Origin of the sequence: Mesorhizobium sp. M6A.T.Cr.TU.017.01.1.1, assembly GCF_004023115.1 — a bacterium.
Taxonomy (GTDB): domain Bacteria; phylum Pseudomonadota; class Alphaproteobacteria; order Rhizobiales; family Rhizobiaceae; genus Mesorhizobium; species Mesorhizobium mediterraneum.
Genome location: NZ_RZTA01000052.1, coordinates 1 through 16,320, shown reverse-complemented (window position 1 = coordinate 16,320; position 16,320 = coordinate 1). Strand labels below are relative to the sequence as shown.

Here is a 16,320-nt window from a genome sequence, read left to right as displayed (position 1 = left end):
CTGGGAGGTGCCCAGGACTCCCGCCTGCCTGGAACAGTTATGTCGCGGCGAGGGTCGGCGTGCGTCTGATCCAGCTCTTTTTATTGATTTTGCTGTCTCTCACACTCCGGCGACAAACCCGTCCAGAACGCGTTTCTGGCCGGCCTTGTCGAAGTCGATGGTCAGCTTGTTGCCGTCGATGGCCGAAATGTTGCCGTTGCCGAATTTCTGGTGGAAGACGCGGTCGCCGACACTGAAAGCGGAGGGCGTGTCAGCGACGGATTTGGCGACCAGCTCGCCGTCGATGGTCCGGCCTTTTACGCTGGTGCGGCCGGCACCATAGCCCGAGTCGGTCTCGCCATAGCCGATGCGCTCGACCTGATGGCCGGAGTGCGAGCCCCAGTTGCGGTCGGTTGCCTCAGTGCGGTTCTGTTGCGCGCGCTGCCAGCCCGGCGTCGCATAGGTGTTGGAGAAGGCGCCGGATTTTTCTGCGCCAACATTGTCGAAGCGCGAAGCGCCATAGGGATTCTGCCTTCCGGCCCCTTGGCCGCCTCGGCCCGACGCGAACGAGCCGCCGCCATAGGAATTGCCGTACCCGCCGTAGCTGTTGCCACTCTCTGCGACTTCGACATGGGCTTCCGGTAATTCATCGAGAAAGCGCGATGGGATCGTCGATTGCCACAGGCCGTGGATGCGGCGGTTGGAGACAAACCACAAATGCAGGTTTTTCTTGGCGCGGGTCAGGCCGACATAGGCCAGGCGGCGCTCTTCCTCGAGCCCCGAGCGGCCGCCCTCGTCGAGCGCGCGCTGGTGCGGGAACAGGCCTTCCTCCCAGCCAGGGAGAAAAACGGTCTCGAATTCGAGGCCCTTGGCCGAATGCAGCGTCATGATGTTGACGGCGTCGAGCTCGGCGTTCTGCTCGGCGTCCATCACCAGTGCTACATGTTCGAGGAAGGAGCGCAGCGACTCGTACTCCTCCATGGAGCGGATCAGTTCTTTCAGGTTTTCCAGCCGGCCGGGAGCTTCCACCGAGCGGTCGTTCTTCCACATATCGGTATAGCCGCTCTCCTCCAGTATGGTCTCGGCCAGTTCGGTGTGCGGCGTGGTTTCCAGCGCCTTCTGCCAGCGCTCGAAATTGGCTGATACCTCGCGCAGTGCGGCGCGCGGCTTCGGCTTCAGCTCGTCGCTTTCGGCGAGCTTGGCGGCGGCCTCCAGCATCGGGATGCGCAGCGCCCTGGCGGTATCGTGGATCTGGCGGATGGTGGCTTCGCCCAACCCGCGCTTCGGCACGTTGACGATGCGCTCGAAGGCGAGGTCGTCGGCGCCTTGGGCGACGACGCGGAAGAAGGCCAGCGCATCGCGGATTTCAAGGCGCTCGTAGAAGCGCGGGCCGCCGATGACGCGGTAGTTGAGGCCGAGCGTGACGAAACGATCCTCGAACTCGCGCATCTGGAAGGACGCTCGGACAAGAATGGCCATGTCGTTGAGATTGTGCTTCTGCCGCTGGTAGGCTTCGATGGTTTCGCCGACGGCGCGGGCCTCCTCCTCGGAATCCCAGGCGGCATGGACGTGCACCTTTTCGTCGTCCTCTGCGACCTTTTCGGTGAACAGCGTCTTGCCGAAGCGGCCTTCATTGTGGGCGATGAGGTGGGAGGCGGTGCCGAGGATGTGCGCGGTGGAGCGATAGTTGCGCTCCAGCCGGATGATCGTAGCGCCGGGGAAGTCCTTGTCGAAGCGCAGGATGTTGTCGACCTCTGCCCCGCGCCAGCCATAGATGGATTGATCGTCGTCGCCGACGCAGCAGATATTAACCGTGGCCGGGCGCGGGTTTCCCTCCCCCTTGAGGGGAGGGTGGCCGGGCAAAGCCCGGCCGGGTGGGGTCCGTGCGGCAGTGCTCGACGCTCTGGCGGTGCCTTCTGCGGCAACCCCCTCCGCCCGCTTCGCGGGCACCTCCCCCTCAAGGGGGGAGGATTGTGGCCGCTGCGCCAGCAGGCGCAGCCACATGTATTGCGCGGTGTTGGTGTCCTGATACTCGTCGACGAGGATGTAGCGAAAACGCTTGTGGTATTCCTTCAGCACGTCCGGGTTGGCGCGGAAGATGCGGATCGGATGGCACAGGAGGTCGCCGAAGTCGCAGGCGTTCAGCGTCTTCAGCCGCTCCTGATAGGCCTTGTAGAGCTCTCGGCCCTTGCCGTTGGCGAAGGCGCGGGCGTCGCCCTCGGGAATGTCGGCAGGGCCAAGGCCCTTGTTCTTCCAGCCATCGATCATCTGGGCGAACTGCTTGGCCGGCCAGCGCTTGTCGTCCAGCCCTTCGGCCTGGATGAGCTGCTTGATCAGGCGCACGACATCGTCGGTGTCGAGGATGGTAAAGTCGGATTTGAGCTCGGCAAGCTCGGCGTGTCTGCGAAGCAGCTTCACGCCAATCGAGTGGAAGGTGCCGAGCCACGGCATGCCTTCCACATTGCCTTCGCCGATCAAGAGGCCGATGCGCTGCTTCATTTCGCGCGCGGCCTTGTTGGTGAAGGTGACGGCGAGGATCTGCGACGGGAAGGCCTTACCGGTGGCGAGGATGTGGGCGATGCGGGTGGTCAAGACGCGCGTCTTGCCGGTGCCGGCGCCGGCCAGCACCAGAACCGGGCCTTCGGTGGTTTCCACCGCCAGCCGCTGCTCGGGGTTGAGCCCGTTCAGATAATCGGGCGCATTGTTGTGGCCGCTGCGGGCAGCCATGGCGCGCGCAGCAATGCCCGACGGGGCCACGGGCCGCGCGTTCGGTTCGTCAAAAAAAGGCATATCTTCCGAAAAGCCGGACATCTCCCCCGAATGTAGTGATTCGGCAGCGAAAGGCCAGAAGTGTCTCCGTTTTGTTCTCTATCCAGTCCGTAGAACCACAATCTGGATGGGTCCGCGACCCAAAACGTCGAGCTTGCTGTGGGTCCACGCCTAAAACGCGGAGCTTGCTTGACAGCCACGGCGGGCCGGAGAAAGTTGTGCTCGGGGCAGGAACGCAATGCCGGGTTGCCCATAGACGCGTTGCGAAGCGCGCACCAGTCGAAGGAGCATCGTCTTGGCTGTCGTCGTTACCTCCCTCATCCTTTTCCTCATCGGCCTGGCGCTTGGTGGCGGCGGCATCTGGTTAGCTTCGCTGGGCGGCAGTTGGTACTACATCATTGCTGGCATCGCCTTCCTCGTCGCTGGCTGGCTGCTCTACAGGCGCAAATCCATGGCGCTGTGGCTGTACGCGGCGATCGTCATCGGCACGCTCTGCTGGGCGGTCTGGGAAATCGGCTTCGACTGGTGGGAACTCGGTCCGCGCGGCGGCATCATCGTGCTTATCGCGTTGTGGCTATTGACGCCGTGGGCGCGGCGCGGGCTCACCGGTCCCGATGGACGCGCGCCGCTGATCCTCGCGGTGCTGGCGTCGCTTGCCGTCGCCGGCTATTCGATGACAACCGATCCAAAGGATATCGCCGGCGAACTCAATACCGATGAGGTGACGCCAACGGCCGACCTCGGCGGCAACGTGCCAGCCGGCGAATGGCATTTTTACGGCCGCACCCAGTATGGCCAGCGCTATTCGCCTCTCGACCAGATCACCGTCGAAAACGTTGCCAATTTGCAGCCGGCCTGGACCTATCGCACCGGTGACGTGAAAGGGCCCGACGACGTCACTGAGACAACCTATCAGGTGACGCCGCTGAAGGTCGCCGACACGCTCTACATTTGCACACCGCACAATTTCGCCATTGCCATAGATGCCGCGAGCGGCAAGGAGAAATGGCGCTTCGATCCCCAGGTCAAGCTGGACAAGGACCGCCAGCACCAGACGTGCCGCGGCGTGTCCTATTATGCCGATGCCAAAATCGCCGCCGGCCAGCCCTGTGCAGCACGCGTCTATCTGCCGACATCCGACGCCCGGCTGATCGCGCTCGACGCCGCGAATGGCCAGGTCTGTCCCACATTTGCCGAAGGCGGCACGTTGAACCTGCTCGCCAACATGCCATATCCGAAGCCGGGCTATTATTATTCGACGTCGGCGCCGCTGATCGTCGCCAACAAGATCATCGTCGGCGGCGCGGTCAACGACAATTATTCAACGCAGGAGCCGTCCGGCGTCATCCGTGCCTTCGACGTCGACACCGGCGCCCTGATTTGGAACTGGGATTCGGGCAATCCGGACCAGACGACGCCACTGGCACCGGGTCAGACCTATACCAACAACTCGCCCAACATGTGGTCGACGGCGAGCGCCGACGAGAAGCTCGGTTTGCTCTATGTGCCGCTCGGCAACAAGACGCCGGATCAGCTCGGCGCCGGGCGGAGCGCCAATGACGAGAAATTCTCCTCTTCGGTCACAGCGCTCGATCTCAACACCGGACAATTGCGGTGGGTGCGGCAGACCGTGCATCACGATCTCTGGGACATGGACGTGCCGGCGCAGCCGACGCTGGTCGACATCACCACGGCTGCCGGCGTCGTGCCGGCGCTGGTCGGGCCGACCAAACAGGGCGACCTCTATGTGCTCGACCGGCGCAGCGGCGAGCCGATCGTCCCGATCAACGAAGTGCCGGCGCCGGGCGGCGCGATCGAGGGCGACCACACCTCGCCGACGCAGCCGGTTTCGGACCTGAGCTTCAATCCGAAGCCGCTGACCGGCGCCGACATGTGGGGCATCACCATGTTCGACCAGCTGGCTTGCCGGATCGAGTTCCTTAAACTGCGCTACGAGGGCCGCTACACGCCGCCGTCGCTGCAAGGCTCGCTGATCTATCCCGGCAATTTCGGCACGTTCAACTGGGGCGGCGTGGCGGTCGATCCGGTCCGGCAGGTGATGTTCGGCATGCCGACATACCTGGCGTTCATCTCCAAGCTGGTGCCGCGCGCGGACGTGCCGCCGCCGGGCGATACCAAAGGCAGCGAACAGGGCCTCAACCGCAATGAAGGTGCGCCTTATGCAGTGATATTGAAGCCGTTTCTGTCGCCGCTCGGCATCCCCTGCCAGGCACCGCCCTGGGGCTATGTCGCGGGCGCCGATCTCAGGACCGGCAAGATCGTCTACAAGCATCGCAACGGCACCGTCTACGACATGACGCCGCTGCCGCTGCCGTTCAAGGTCGGCGTGCCGGGCATCGGTGGGCCGATGATCACCGCCGGCGGCGTCGCCTTCCTTGGTGCTGCGGTCGACGACTTCTTCCGCGCCTATGATCTGACGACCGGCAGGCAGCTCTGGCAGACCCGGCTGCCGGCCGGCGGGCAGTCGACGCCGATGACCTACACGGTCGCCGATGGACGCCAATTCGTGGTCATCGTCGCCGGCGGCCATGGCTCGGTCGGCACCAAGCCGGGGGATTATGTGATGGCCTACACGCTGCCGAAGTAGAGAGTTCTTTCAGAGGCCAGGATTGCTTTTCACGCTGCTTGCAGGCCGGCGCCGGTTGCTGCGGACCTTGACCATCGATCGCCTGGTGGCAGCGAAGGCTGCGGACCGGAGCGTCAGTAGGGCAGCGCCGGCAAGCACGAATGCGCTTACGAGGATCGGGGTGGGGAAGGTCATGCGCGTTTGTTCCTTCTTGTCAGAGCCAGCCAGCGTGGGCGAGGTCACCACCAGCAGCTTTCCTTTATATTGTGGCAGGAACGTCAAGATTTGCCATCAATTACAAAAACGTGATGACGGCGTGGCGCGATCGCGTTACGGCTTTCGCGCGGAGACCAGCAGATAGGCCTTGGCGACAGCGCCGAAATAACCAGCGATGAGCCGGCAGACGATGGCGGTGCCGAGGCTGGACTTCAGGCTCATGGTGCCTTTCGCCCGTTCCGATGCCGGCCACGCGACGAGGTTGCGGCGGAAGCCGCCAAGGCAATTGTCGGTGGCGTCTTCTACCTTGACGTCCTGAAAGCCGGCCACGCCGAACAGCACTCGGTAGGAAGCAATGTCGGAGACCAGATTGGCCTTCGGCACGCCAAGGCGATCAGAGATTGCAGAGGTGAAACCCCGAAACAGGATGTCGGACAGCACCAGCACGCCGCCGGGCTTGAGCACCCGGAAGGCTTCCGCGACGAAAGCCGCACGCGTATCGAAATGGAGGGCCGCCTCGACGCAGATGATCGCGTCGAAACTCTCGTCGGCGAAGGCGAGCTTGACGGCATCCATCTGCAGCACCGTTGCACCGGGAGCGTTCTGGCGCGCCGTCGCAACCTGGGCGGCGGAGATGTTGATGGCGGTGACGGCCTCCGGCGGATAGGACAGCAGCAACCGTTTCGTCGATGCGCCGAGCCCGCAGGCGACGTCGAGGATGCGGCCGTCCTTCTTCGGCAGCCGCGCCAGCAACGTGTCGACAAGCGCTTCGCTGGCTTCGCGCTGCGACGTGGCGCCCGTCGCCCAGTAGCCGAAATTGTAGAATCCGCTACCGCCGTAGTAGCGGCGCTGCTTGCTGCTCTTCATGACCCGGTCGTAGATGCGGATCATTTTCTGCTGCGCGACCATTGGCAGTTTCCTATGTCAGTGCCGGGATCACGACGAGCTCGCGGAACCGGCCGGTCGCCCGGCCCGAACGGGCAGCCTCGCCGCGCTGGCGCATGATCACCTCGACCTTGCCGATCGGCGCCAGGGTTACTCTGGTGCGGTAGGCGATCCGCGCTGCCGGCGACAACTCCACCGAGCGCTTCGACAGGATGGTGGCCAACGCGATCTTCATCATCTGCAGGCCGAACGTGACGCCGGGGCACATGTGGCCGCCTGCGCCGAATACCGTGTACTGGAACGGCGATGGCCGGATTGTGGCCCAGCGGTCCGGCCGAAAGCTGTCGGGATCGGGATAGAGCGATGGATCGCGGTTGATCGTCATGGCGCTGATCAAAACCAGATCGCCGCGGGTAATCGGCTCTGCGCCCAGTATCGTCGTCCTGGTCGCCCTGCGCATCTGCAAGGGCACCGGCGGGAAAAGCCGCATCGCTTCCCTGATCGTTGCGTCGAGCAGCGGCAGCGTGCCGATCCGGTTCATTGTAGCAGGCCTGCCGCCGGTTGCCGCGTCGATCTCCGCGACCAGTCCTGCCATGGCGTCCGGATGCTGGGTGAGCAGGATCACGGTCCAGGCCAGCGCGTTCTGGCAGGTGTCATAGGCAGCGCCGAAGACGAAGCTGACGATGCCGCCGATCAGTTCGACCGAGGGTGGCTTGCCCACCTCGTCGGTGTTGTTGACGAGGATCGACAGGATGTCCTGCGCGTCCTTGTTGCCGCGCTTTTCCTCCGCCCAGGAAAGGATGGCGCGTTCCTGACCCTCGGCCTCGCGGAGCCAGCGGAAGAAAGCGGGGGTGGGGACGATCCAGCTCGCCTGCATCGCCCGCGCAATCATCTCGGCGATCGGCATGGCGCGCCGGTGGTCGTCGCCGAAGAGAAGGCCGATCGCCAAATGCTTGGCCATCGTCTTTGCGGCCTCTGTCAGCGGAAAGGCGGCGCCGAGCGGCCAACTCGCGACCTGTTCAGCGGCGATCCGCGCCATCTCAGGGCTCATCGCCATGACGGCTGGTCGCTTCAGCGGCGGTGCGAAAAGTTTGCGATAGTGCTCATGACGTTCGCCGCGCAGTCTCGTCATGCCGTAGGACAGGCGTTGTGAGGCGCCCGACCTCTTGCTGGTCGCACTGATCTGGACGTTGCGCCAAGTCTCGGTATCAGACAGCATGGTCTTGTAGAGTTCGGCATCGGCGATCATGAAGACGCGGCGCGGCTTTGCCGCGGTCGAGTGCGGGTAGTCAGCGCGGATGAAGAGGCCGAAGGCGCGATGCGCGTTACGCGCTGCCGTCAGCGGTTCGGCCGCGAAACGGGCCATCAGCCCGAGCGTGCGCCATTTCCCCACTTTGTATGCCAGCATGCCCCACCCAAGCTCGACATAGCCGCAAGCTTACGGATGTCCCCTTGGGCATCCTAAGGAAAACGCTCCGGCGGTCCATAGCTAATGCAGGCCGACCGACATTGTGGAGCGCGCTGCGTGCTGGGACCTCACTCATCCGTGACTGGATCATGCCGGCTTCTACCCTATGTTGCGCGGCGGGAGTATTTCCAGAAGCCGAGGAGAGCGCGCCATGACGAAACCGAGCCCTGCCAGCCCAGCCGTCACGAGACCCGCCATTACCCAGGCGATGATCGACGCCTATGATGAATACACGCATCTGACGCTCGACCGGCGGCGCTTCATGGAACAGTTGACCAGGCTTGCCGGATCAGGTGCGGCGGCCGCCGCAATCGCACCACTGCTGGCGGCGAATTCAGCCCGGGCGGCGATCGTTGCCGAGGACGATTCACGCGTGACGGGCGAGGACATCAGCTATCCCGGCAGCGGTGGCGAGATGAAGGGCTATCTGGTCAAGCCAGCCGGCCAATCCGGCAAGCTCGGCACCGTCATCGTCGTGCATGAGAACAGAGGGCTCAACCCGCATATACGCGATGTGGCGCGGCGCGTGGCGCTGGAAGGGTTCGTGGCGCTCGCCCCGGACTTCCTGTCGCCGCTCAGCGGCACGCCGGCCGACGAAGACAAGGCGCGTGACCAGTTTTCCAAGCTCGATCCGGCGCAGACCACCGCCAATGCGGTCGCAACGGTCGCTTTCCTCAAGAGCTACGCGGATGGCAACGGCAAGGTCGGCGCGGTCGGCTTCTGCTGGGGCGGCGGCACGGTGAACACACTGGCTGCCAACACGCCGGATTTGGCTGCCGCTGTCGCCTATTACGGCATGCAGCCGAAGGCCGAGGATGTGCCGAAGATCAAGGCAGCGCTGCTGCTGCATTATGCCGGGCTCGACACCCGCATCAATGCCGGTATCGACGCCTTCAAGAAGGAACTCGATGCAGCCAAGGTCGAGCACACGGTCTATGTCTATGAAGGCGCCAATCATGCCTTCAACAACGACACATCAGCGGCCCGCTACGACAAGAACACAGCGGACCTCGCCTGGGGCCGGACGAGCACCTTCCTCAGGGAAAAGCTGGCCTGATCAGACATTTGCCGGTTTGTGGAAAGCGACGCCGGCCACCACCAGCGCGATGCCGAGGCAATCGGTGGGGCTGGGTATCTGGCGGAGCACAATGACGCCGATCAGCGTGGCGGTGACCGGCAACAATGACAGCATCAGCGCGAAGCTCGAGCGCGGCAGCCGCGACATGGCAAGCTGGTCGCAGATATAGGGGATGACCGACGAGCAGATGCCGACGCCGATGGCGGCGATGAGCAGCGGCGGCGCCGAGAAAGCCGGCAGCGCATCGCTGAAGCCGATCGGCAGCACGATGGGCAGGGCGACCGCCATCGCGGCACCCAGGCCGGCGATGCCGTCGCCGGCGCCGGCGCGGGCGACGCGATGGCCAAGCACGATATAGCCAACGAACAGCGCGCCGTTGAGGAAGGCCCAGAACAGACCGATCGGGTCGCTTGACCATTTGACATCGATCAGCAGCAAGGTGCCGATGACGGCGACAGCAAGGGCAGTGAGATTGCGCGGGCTTCTGAGGCCGACCAGCGCGACGCCGATGGTGCCGACGAATTCGATCGCCGCGACCAGCGAGATCGGCAAGCGGTCGAGCGCCAGGTAGAAGGAGCAATTCATCACGCCGAGGCAGGCACCAAAAGCAAGAAGCAGCAGTCGTGTCGGCCGGTCGGCGCGGGCAAAGACCGTCCAGGGCCGGGTCAGCGGCGCGAAGACCAGGGCGGCCGTGACGATGCGCAGCCACGCCATGCCGAGCACGCCGACATGCGGGAAAAGCAGCACGGCGAACGCCGGCCCGAGATAATGGAACACGGCGCTGACACCGAACCAGACATGCGGCGGCAGCGAGGTCGCCAGCTTGCCAAAGACAGGGCCGGCGAGGGCAGGGCTTGCTGCGGGAGCTTGCCTTCGATCTCCCATGCGATCATCATCGCAGGCAATCTTTCCAGTTTATATGGATAGTGATCACAAAAATAGATAATTAGTTTTCCGAAATAAAGGAGTTTGGTTGAAACGCCTTCGAAATGAAAACATTGATCTGGATGCGGCTGATCTGAAAATCCTGCGCCTGCTGGAAAAGGATGCGCGCACCAGCACCGCTGAACTGGCGCGCTCGGTCGGCCTGTCGGCACCGAGCGTGGCCGAACGCATCCGGCGGCTGCAGGAGAGCGGCGTGATCGAGGCCTATACGGTGCGGATCAATCCGGCCGCGCTCGGCATGAAGTTGTCGGCATGGCTGCGGATCAGGCCGGTGCCGGGGCAATTGGCTGTGGTGGCCGAGATCATCCGCGATTTGCCGGAAATCGCGCAGTGCGACCGGGTGACCGGCGAGGACTGTTTCATCGCGCTGGCGCATGTCGGCTCGGTGGCCGAGCTCGAACGGGTGATCGACCGCATCATTCCGTTTGCGATGACCAACACCGCGATCATCCAGTCGTCACCAATGGTGGCGCGTTCACCGCTGGGCGCGCTCAAACGTCCGGCTTGATGTTGAAGGCCCACGCGATCGTTCCTGGTTAGGTTGGTCTGCTAACTTGAAGGTCGCGTCGGCCTTCATCCTTGGTGCCTCAGCTTCGTCGCCTCGGCGAGGCGACGATCGTTCCGGCACCGGCAAGGGTGATCCGTCGATCTATTACGAATGGGGCGCCTCTCTGGGCATGTCGGGGAGGAAAAGGCCGACGTCTTCAAGGTGAAAACCGGTGCGGCTAGGGCGATAGCGGGAGGGAGTGGCCAACAGCCTTTGATCCCGGTCGATGCTCTGTCAGATGCATTGGTTAACGCCTGCGTCGAGGATGGCTCACTCCCCGGCTTGGAAGCGGCCATCGACGAATACGGCAAGCTCAGCGAGCAGGATCCGGACGAGGAAGAGCTGGCGGCGGCTGCACAAATGAACAGCGCCGCTCAACGGAAAAACCGGAGCGGCGCTGTCGAATAAGGTGCGGGATTCGAACCCGCGAGACGTTTCCGTCTGCCTGAGTATCAGTCAGGTGCCATCAGCCACTCGGCCAACCTTCCATTCCGCAGCGTTACCGCGGCGGACGATCTGTATCGCACGTCGGGGAATCCATGCAATTCACGCGTGTAACCGTCACGGTAGGTCGTGCTCGGACCCGAGATTTTCGAGGAAGTGAAAGAAGCCTAAGCCCTGCGACAATATTGGCGCAAGGCCGGAAGTGTAACGATCAGCGGCGCGCTAACTGGAGCGTTCGTCTCCCAAACCATTCTGAACTCCGACTGAGACTCGTAGCGTCGGTCTTTCAGGAAATATTGCCGCGGGCCTTGGATTGCTGCGCCTTGAGCTAGCAGTTTGTCTAGGCTCACGGCCGTTGATCCGTCGCCAACCAACAAGTCATTAATCGCAGGGGCCGGTCCGATCTTGATGAGCAACTTGGCATCCACGTAGATGCACGAGCCGATCATTACGCTCGTGCATCCTGGGATCATGTTTGCCACTTCTGCGCTAAATACAACGGGCTCGACGACCTCGAAAAAGTCATCTCCGAATTCTTTTGAAAGAGTTGTCCTTGAGGTGAAGCTAAGGACGTAGGCGTTGGCACCGACGATTGTCGATGTGCCGAAATGACGGTCCTGTGTCTGGTCATTTACCATATAGCTAGCGTGACCCTCCAAAGGGTCCCCTTGACCTTCGCTCTTGTGCTGCCGAAAGGCATCAAAGGTCGATAACCGCAGCGACGCGTTGTCCCAGAACATATCCACGTATTGCTTCGCCATGTGTCGATGAAGCGGTGGGACGAATACCGTCAAGGGCCGGCTAATCTGCGTTTGTATGAAGGAAAGGTGTGCTGGACCGAAATTCGGTTCCGTCATCGATTAAGCCTCCAACTTATTCTCGCCCGTCCGAATGGACCTTACCATGCAGTTCACCGACGCTGCGACCGCCGCTGCAAGATCGTCGGGCCGGAAGTGTTCGAGGAAGTCAACGAGGAGTCTCACGCTACCGAGTACTAGGCATTGGGTGCTCGATCTTGAGTTCCAAAGTAGAACCCATTCGGGTTATCTCCTCCCTTGATGTGAAACTGATGTCCGGCGAGCTCCAAAATTTGGCTCCCGGCAAAAACAGAAGGTGCCATCACGGTGTTATGACCAAGTATCCAAGGGGAGTAGTGAGCAAAAGAACTCGGAAAGAATTCTGTAATCACCAGCGGAAGCGCATGAGGCTCCTCTCCTGAGAAAGTGATTTCCGTTCGTTTCTCGTAGGGCAGATGCACGACAGACATTGTCTCAGCGCCTACTCTTCGGGTGGTCGCAGCGACTGCCTTGACGGCATCTTGGAGAATCGTGCGCCACTCCAGAGCGGCCCCAGGGGTCGATGGCAGAAATTCGCCCAGTCGGATCATCATTGTGCTGAAAACTTCAGGCCGCGCCGGACCCCACCCTCCTGAAATCCAGATCGCAGCTACATCCAACCCCTGATGCGGGTGCCGGGTAACAAGGTTGAACTCTAGCCGAGCCCCCTGCCGCTTTTTCGTGGTGAGGTGGTAGGGTCGGAGACCGATTGGCGAGTCCTGGCAGCCAGAAATTCCTATCGTCAACGGATTTGCCCACAGGTCACGTTTCGAGCGTGCCCGATTGTCTACCGCTCCTACAATCCTGCTTACAAAGCCTCCGACGGTGCGCGGGATTGTTGCGTACCCAGAACTCCAAGCTGCGCTTTCGCGAAGATCGGGCACGACCGCCCTAACCAGCCACTCGTCTGTCGGTAAATTGTCAATGTAGGCCACACCGGTATAGCCGAGTGTGAGCAGGGCACCATCCAATCGGGATACTATGACCTTATTCGCTAAGGCGTCGTGCGTTCGTTCGTCCACAGTCGTCAGTCGATCGCTGACGCAGACGGAGAAGAATCGCGTGGCGCAGGTGATGATCAAAGTCACGGAAGGCACTCGGGAAGGTAAACCATGCTATTCACCGACGCTGTACCGTCGCGGCAGATCGTGCTGGGTCCCGAACTGTTAAGGAAGTGAAATAGGATTCGGAAGAAGTCATTGAGGGCTGACCCCGGCCACAACGAAACATTCGGTCTGGCTCTCATAAACCAAGCGGCCAGCAACTAGCCAATGCCGCATTCCTTCGGTCAGCCGAGACAATGCCAGGGGTTCGAATATGGGGTTCACTCCGTCTCTATTGGGTCCGTCCAATACGTGCTGGAGTTCGGCTGCTGAAACCGACGGGACCTGGGCCTGCTCTAGACGGCCGATGATTTGGTCGAGAGCATTCAACTGATACGTCAACGACGGCGCGATCGGGGAGGCTTGGGCACGGGGCCGCGCGCCTCTAGACAGATTCGTCGCCATGTAATTGCCAAGCCATAAGTCACTTTTCCCGGAGTTGCAGGGGCGACAGAGGGTAGCCAGGTTTTCCAGAGCATCCGTACCGCCCTGTGACCGGGGGTGCACGTGGTCAACTTCAAGGCGTTCCTGATCAGCAGTTGCTCCGCAGAACCTGCACCGGTGTCCGTCCCTGTTTAGCACGAGCACTCTGGTTCTCTGCGAAATCGCCATCGTCCCATCCCCCCGCTTCTGGGCATCCTACCATGCAATTCACCGACGCTGTAACGTCGCGGGAACGCGCCGCCGTGATGGGAAAAGATACCGGCAAGCTGATGAGGGGCAGCGCGAGCTTGGAGCTAATCCACTACCGCGGCGCTAGGCATGCCCGCGCTTCGAGCGGGCCTGCTTCAGGATGGCGCGCCAGCGGATCATGGCGAAGGGGATCGGCTCGTTGTTGTTGGCGATGTGGAAGATCTCGTTGTTGAGATTCTTCAGCGAGCGCCAGAAATCATAGTCGCTGATGCGTGGATCGGCCGCCAGCCTGTCCGCCTCGACCTTGATGTCGGTTTTCATGCACGTTCCCCGAACCGCTTCCGCCCCGCCGCCCGTATCGCAACTCGATAGGGACGGTTTTCAACCGCCGCGCTGAGTCGTTCAACGCCTCAATTCGGCTTGTTCACGTTAAAACCTCGGTAAGGTTAACGGCGGCCGGGTCGTGGTTCAAGCCATCTTGCGGGCTAATGCCAGTTGCTTAGTGGGGCGTAGTGGCTTTGAGGTAACGGTGTTAATGAAAACAATGACTTAAGGCAGGCGCTGCAAGTGCCTCTTCAGGCACGGCGCGCCTTAATGCCGATCGAACGGCCGGCGCGCTCCGGCATCGGCAGCGCGGCATGGGCGGCGCGCATGGCCTCGATCCTGGCCAGCACATCGGCCGGGAAGGGCGCCACTTTCGGCCCGGACATGTCGACATGCAGCGACAGCGATTCGGAAGTGGCGGCGAGCCAGCCGTCGACATGGCGGATCTCCTGGTAGACCCTGAGCCGCTTGTCGTCGTGGTCGATGAGCTGGAAGGAGACGGTGACCTTGTGCTCCAAGTGCAGCTCCTGCACGTAGCAGACATGGACTTCCGCCGTGTAGATGGTGAGGCGGCGGTCCTTGGCGTAGTTCGGCCCCATCCCCATCATCTCGAAGGCGTCGTCCGAGCAACGGTCGAACAGCACGTTATAATAGGCCATGTTGAGATGGCCGTTGTAGTCGATCCAGTCCTTCTCGATGTCCATGGGGCGGGAAACGAAAGGGGCAGGGATCGGCATCGAAGACTTCCTTGTTCTGGCGCTGGACAGGGTGTGGTTGGTGAGACTAGGCATGATCATTAAATGCATGACAAGCGTGCATGCTGGTTCATTCGCGGAGGAATCGATGGCTTTGAGCGACCTCAATCCGGTCGAGCGCAACGAAGAAGGGATTGCCGCCGTGCTTGGCATCCTCAAGCAGCGGCTCGGCGAGCGGTTCCAGACCGGCGAGGCGATTCGCGCCCAGCACGCACACACCACCACCTATATCCCGACGCAGGCGCCGGATGGCGTGGCGTTTCCGGAGACGACGGCGGAGGTGCAGGAGATCGTGCGCGCCTGCGCAGCGCACCGCGTGCCGGTGATCGCCTTCGGCGTCGGCTCCTCGCTGGAGGGCCACACCAACGCGCCGGGCGGCGGCATCTCGCTGGACACGTCGCGGATGAACCGCATCCTCGCGGTCAACCCGCAGGATCTCGACTGCACGGTCGAGCCCGGCGTGACGCGCGAGGATCTCAACCGGCACCTGCGCGACACCGGCCTGTTCTTCCCGATCGATCCGGGCGCGAATGCGTCGCTCGGCGGCATGGCGGCGACGCGGGCGTCGGGCACCAATGCGGTGCGCTACGGCACGATGCGCGAGAATGTGTTGTCGCTGACGGCGGTGATGGCCGACGGCGAGACGGTGACGACCGGCAAGCGCGCAAAAAAGAGTTCGGCCGGTTACGATTTGACGCGGCTCCTGATCGGCTCGGAAGGCACGCTCGGCATCATCACCCAGCTGACCCTGAAGCTGCAGGGCATTCCGCAGGCGATTTCCGGCGGCGTCTGCCCGTTTCCCAGCGTCGAGGCGGCCTGCAACGCTGTGATCGCGACGATCCAGATGGGCATTCCGGTGGCGCGCATCGAACTGGTCAACGCGCTGCAGATGCGGGCGATGAAGAGCTATTCGAAACTCGACTATCCCGAAAGCCCGTGCCTGTTCGTCGAGTTCCATGGCAGCGACGCCGGCGTTGCCGAGCAGGCCGAGACCTTCGGCATGATCGCCGAAGAATATGGCGGCGGACCATTCCTGTGGACCAGTGTCGCCGAGGAGCGAACGAAGCTGTGGAAGGCCAGGCACGACGCCTATTGGTCGTCGCTGACGCTGCGGCCGGGCGCCAAGGGGCTGTCGACCGACGTCTGCGTGCCGATCTCGCGCTTTGCCGAATGCGTCACGCAAACCGAGGCCGACATTGCCGAAATGGGACTGATCGCGCCGATCGTCGGCCATGCCGGTGACGGCAATTTCCATGTGCTGGTGCTGATGGACGCGGACGATCCGAAGGAAATCGCGGCGACGGAAGAGTTTGTCGCGCGGCTGAACATGCGGGCGATAGGCATGGATGGAACCTGCACCGGCGAGCACGGCATCGGACAGGGCAAGGTCGGCTTCCTGCGCCATGAGCTCGGCCACAGCGTCGACATCATGCGCACGATCAAGCAAGCGCTCGACCCGCTGAATATCATGAACCCTGGGAAGATACTGCCGGCCGCATAGTGGACGAAGATCAAATGGTGCTCGGCTTGACCGCACCACCATTTGGACCGAGGCTCCAAGGACATGAGGTTTTGAGGCAGGCGTCACAGACGGAGGAATGGTGTCATGGCGATTTCACGCAAGGAAGAGGCTCGGGCGCTAAGTGCCGACGAACATGCTCTCGTCGAGAAATCGCACCATCCGGCGGTGCAGGGCCTTGCCGACGCCGAGCTTGGCGGCCTGGTCAAGCTGTTGCGGGAGCGGGGCGACA

The 16,320-nt window shown here is 62.4% G+C and carries 14 protein-coding genes and 1 tRNA gene; 5 read left to right on the top strand and 10 right to left on the bottom strand.

The window, feature by feature from the left end:
- Window positions 1–99: 99 nt before the first annotated feature.
- Window positions 100–2,790 carry a UvrD-helicase domain-containing protein gene (locus EOB36_RS17740; protein WP_128285358.1) on the bottom strand — a complete coding sequence of 897 codons (2,691 nt, stop codon included), beginning with the start codon at window positions 2,788–2,790 and terminating at the stop codon, window positions 100–102.
- A 253-nt stretch (window positions 2,791–3,043) separates the two neighbouring features.
- Here EOB36_RS17740 and EOB36_RS17735 point away from each other — a divergent pair, with 253 nt between their 5' ends.
- A complete protein-coding gene (locus EOB36_RS17735) occupies window positions 3,044–5,356 on the top strand; it encodes a glucose/quinate/shikimate family membrane-bound PQQ-dependent dehydrogenase (RefSeq protein WP_127292411.1) in 2,313 nt (770 codons plus the stop codon).
- Between the two features lie 9 nt (window positions 5,357–5,365).
- Here the strand turns inward: EOB36_RS17735 and EOB36_RS17730 are convergent, their stop codons facing one another.
- Genes EOB36_RS17730 through EOB36_RS17720 form a run of 3 tightly spaced genes read right to left on the bottom strand, consistent with a single transcriptional unit; the run spans window position 5,366 to window position 7,844 of the window.
- On the bottom strand, window positions 5,366–5,617 hold the full coding sequence (locus EOB36_RS17730; RefSeq protein WP_101954435.1) for a hypothetical protein: 252 nt from the start codon (window positions 5,615–5,617) through the stop codon (window positions 5,366–5,368).
- A gap of 48 nt (window positions 5,618–5,665) precedes the next feature.
- Entirely contained in the window at window positions 5,666–6,460 is a 795-nt protein-coding gene (locus EOB36_RS17725) for a class I SAM-dependent methyltransferase (protein ID WP_128285357.1), read from the bottom strand.
- A gap of 10 nt (window positions 6,461–6,470) precedes the next feature.
- Window positions 6,471–7,844 carry a cytochrome P450 gene (locus tag EOB36_RS17720; protein ID WP_128285356.1) on the bottom strand — a complete coding sequence of 458 codons (1,374 nt, stop codon included), beginning with the start codon at window positions 7,842–7,844 and terminating at the stop codon, window positions 6,471–6,473.
- Window positions 7,845–8,055: 211 nt separating this feature from the next.
- Between EOB36_RS17720 and EOB36_RS17715 the strand changes: the two genes are divergently transcribed.
- Complete coding sequence (locus EOB36_RS17715) at window positions 8,056–8,961, top strand: dienelactone hydrolase family protein (RefSeq protein WP_128285355.1); 906 nt, start codon at window positions 8,056–8,058, stop codon at window positions 8,959–8,961.
- Here EOB36_RS17715 and EOB36_RS17710 read toward each other — a convergent pair whose 3' ends face one another.
- Complete coding sequence (locus EOB36_RS17710; protein ID WP_128285354.1) at window positions 8,962–9,867, bottom strand: DMT family transporter; 906 nt, start codon at window positions 9,865–9,867, stop codon at window positions 8,962–8,964. It abuts the gene before it with no gap.
- A gap of 88 nt (window positions 9,868–9,955) precedes the next feature.
- Between EOB36_RS17710 and EOB36_RS17705 the strand changes: the two genes are divergently transcribed.
- Together EOB36_RS17705 and EOB36_RS35975 are read left to right on the top strand one after the other, a co-directional pair.
- The gene (locus EOB36_RS17705; RefSeq protein ID WP_128285353.1) at window positions 9,956–10,435 is read left to right on the top strand and encodes an Lrp/AsnC family transcriptional regulator; all 480 of its coding nucleotides are present in this window, start codon (window positions 9,956–9,958) and stop codon (window positions 10,433–10,435) included.
- Window positions 10,436–10,687: 252 nt separating this feature from the next.
- Entirely contained in the window at window positions 10,688–10,882 is a 195-nt protein-coding gene (locus EOB36_RS35975; RefSeq protein WP_128285352.1) for a hypothetical protein, read from the top strand.
- On the opposite strand, the gene EOB36_RS17695 is transcribed toward EOB36_RS35975, so the two are convergent.
- The 5 genes from EOB36_RS17695 to EOB36_RS17670 form a co-directional block, all read right to left on the bottom strand.
- Window positions 10,878–10,962 (bottom strand) — tRNA-Ile (locus tag EOB36_RS17695). The genes EOB36_RS35975 and EOB36_RS17695 overlap by 5 nt on opposite strands.
- A gap of 123 nt (window positions 10,963–11,085) precedes the next feature.
- Window positions 11,086–11,775: a hypothetical protein gene (locus EOB36_RS17690; RefSeq protein WP_128285351.1), complete on the bottom strand. Its 690-nt coding sequence runs from the start codon at window positions 11,773–11,775 to the stop codon at window positions 11,086–11,088.
- Window positions 11,776–11,912: 137 nt separating this feature from the next.
- On the bottom strand, window positions 11,913–12,185 hold the full coding sequence (locus EOB36_RS17685) for a hypothetical protein (RefSeq protein ID WP_128285350.1): 273 nt from the start codon (window positions 12,183–12,185) through the stop codon (window positions 11,913–11,915).
- A gap of 1,428 nt (window positions 12,186–13,613) precedes the next feature.
- Entirely contained in the window at window positions 13,614–13,811 is a 198-nt protein-coding gene (locus EOB36_RS17675; protein ID WP_008876617.1) for a hypothetical protein, read from the bottom strand.
- 254 nt (window positions 13,812–14,065) lie between these two features.
- Complete coding sequence (locus EOB36_RS17670; protein WP_128285348.1) at window positions 14,066–14,551, bottom strand: thioesterase family protein; 486 nt, start codon at window positions 14,549–14,551, stop codon at window positions 14,066–14,068.
- Between the two features lie 106 nt (window positions 14,552–14,657).
- Between EOB36_RS17670 and EOB36_RS17665 the strand changes: the two genes are divergently transcribed.
- The gene (locus EOB36_RS17665; RefSeq protein ID WP_126105921.1) at window positions 14,658–16,070 is read left to right on the top strand and encodes an FAD-linked oxidase C-terminal domain-containing protein; all 1,413 of its coding nucleotides are present in this window, start codon (window positions 14,658–14,660) and stop codon (window positions 16,068–16,070) included.
- Window positions 16,071–16,320 lie beyond the last annotated feature (250 nt).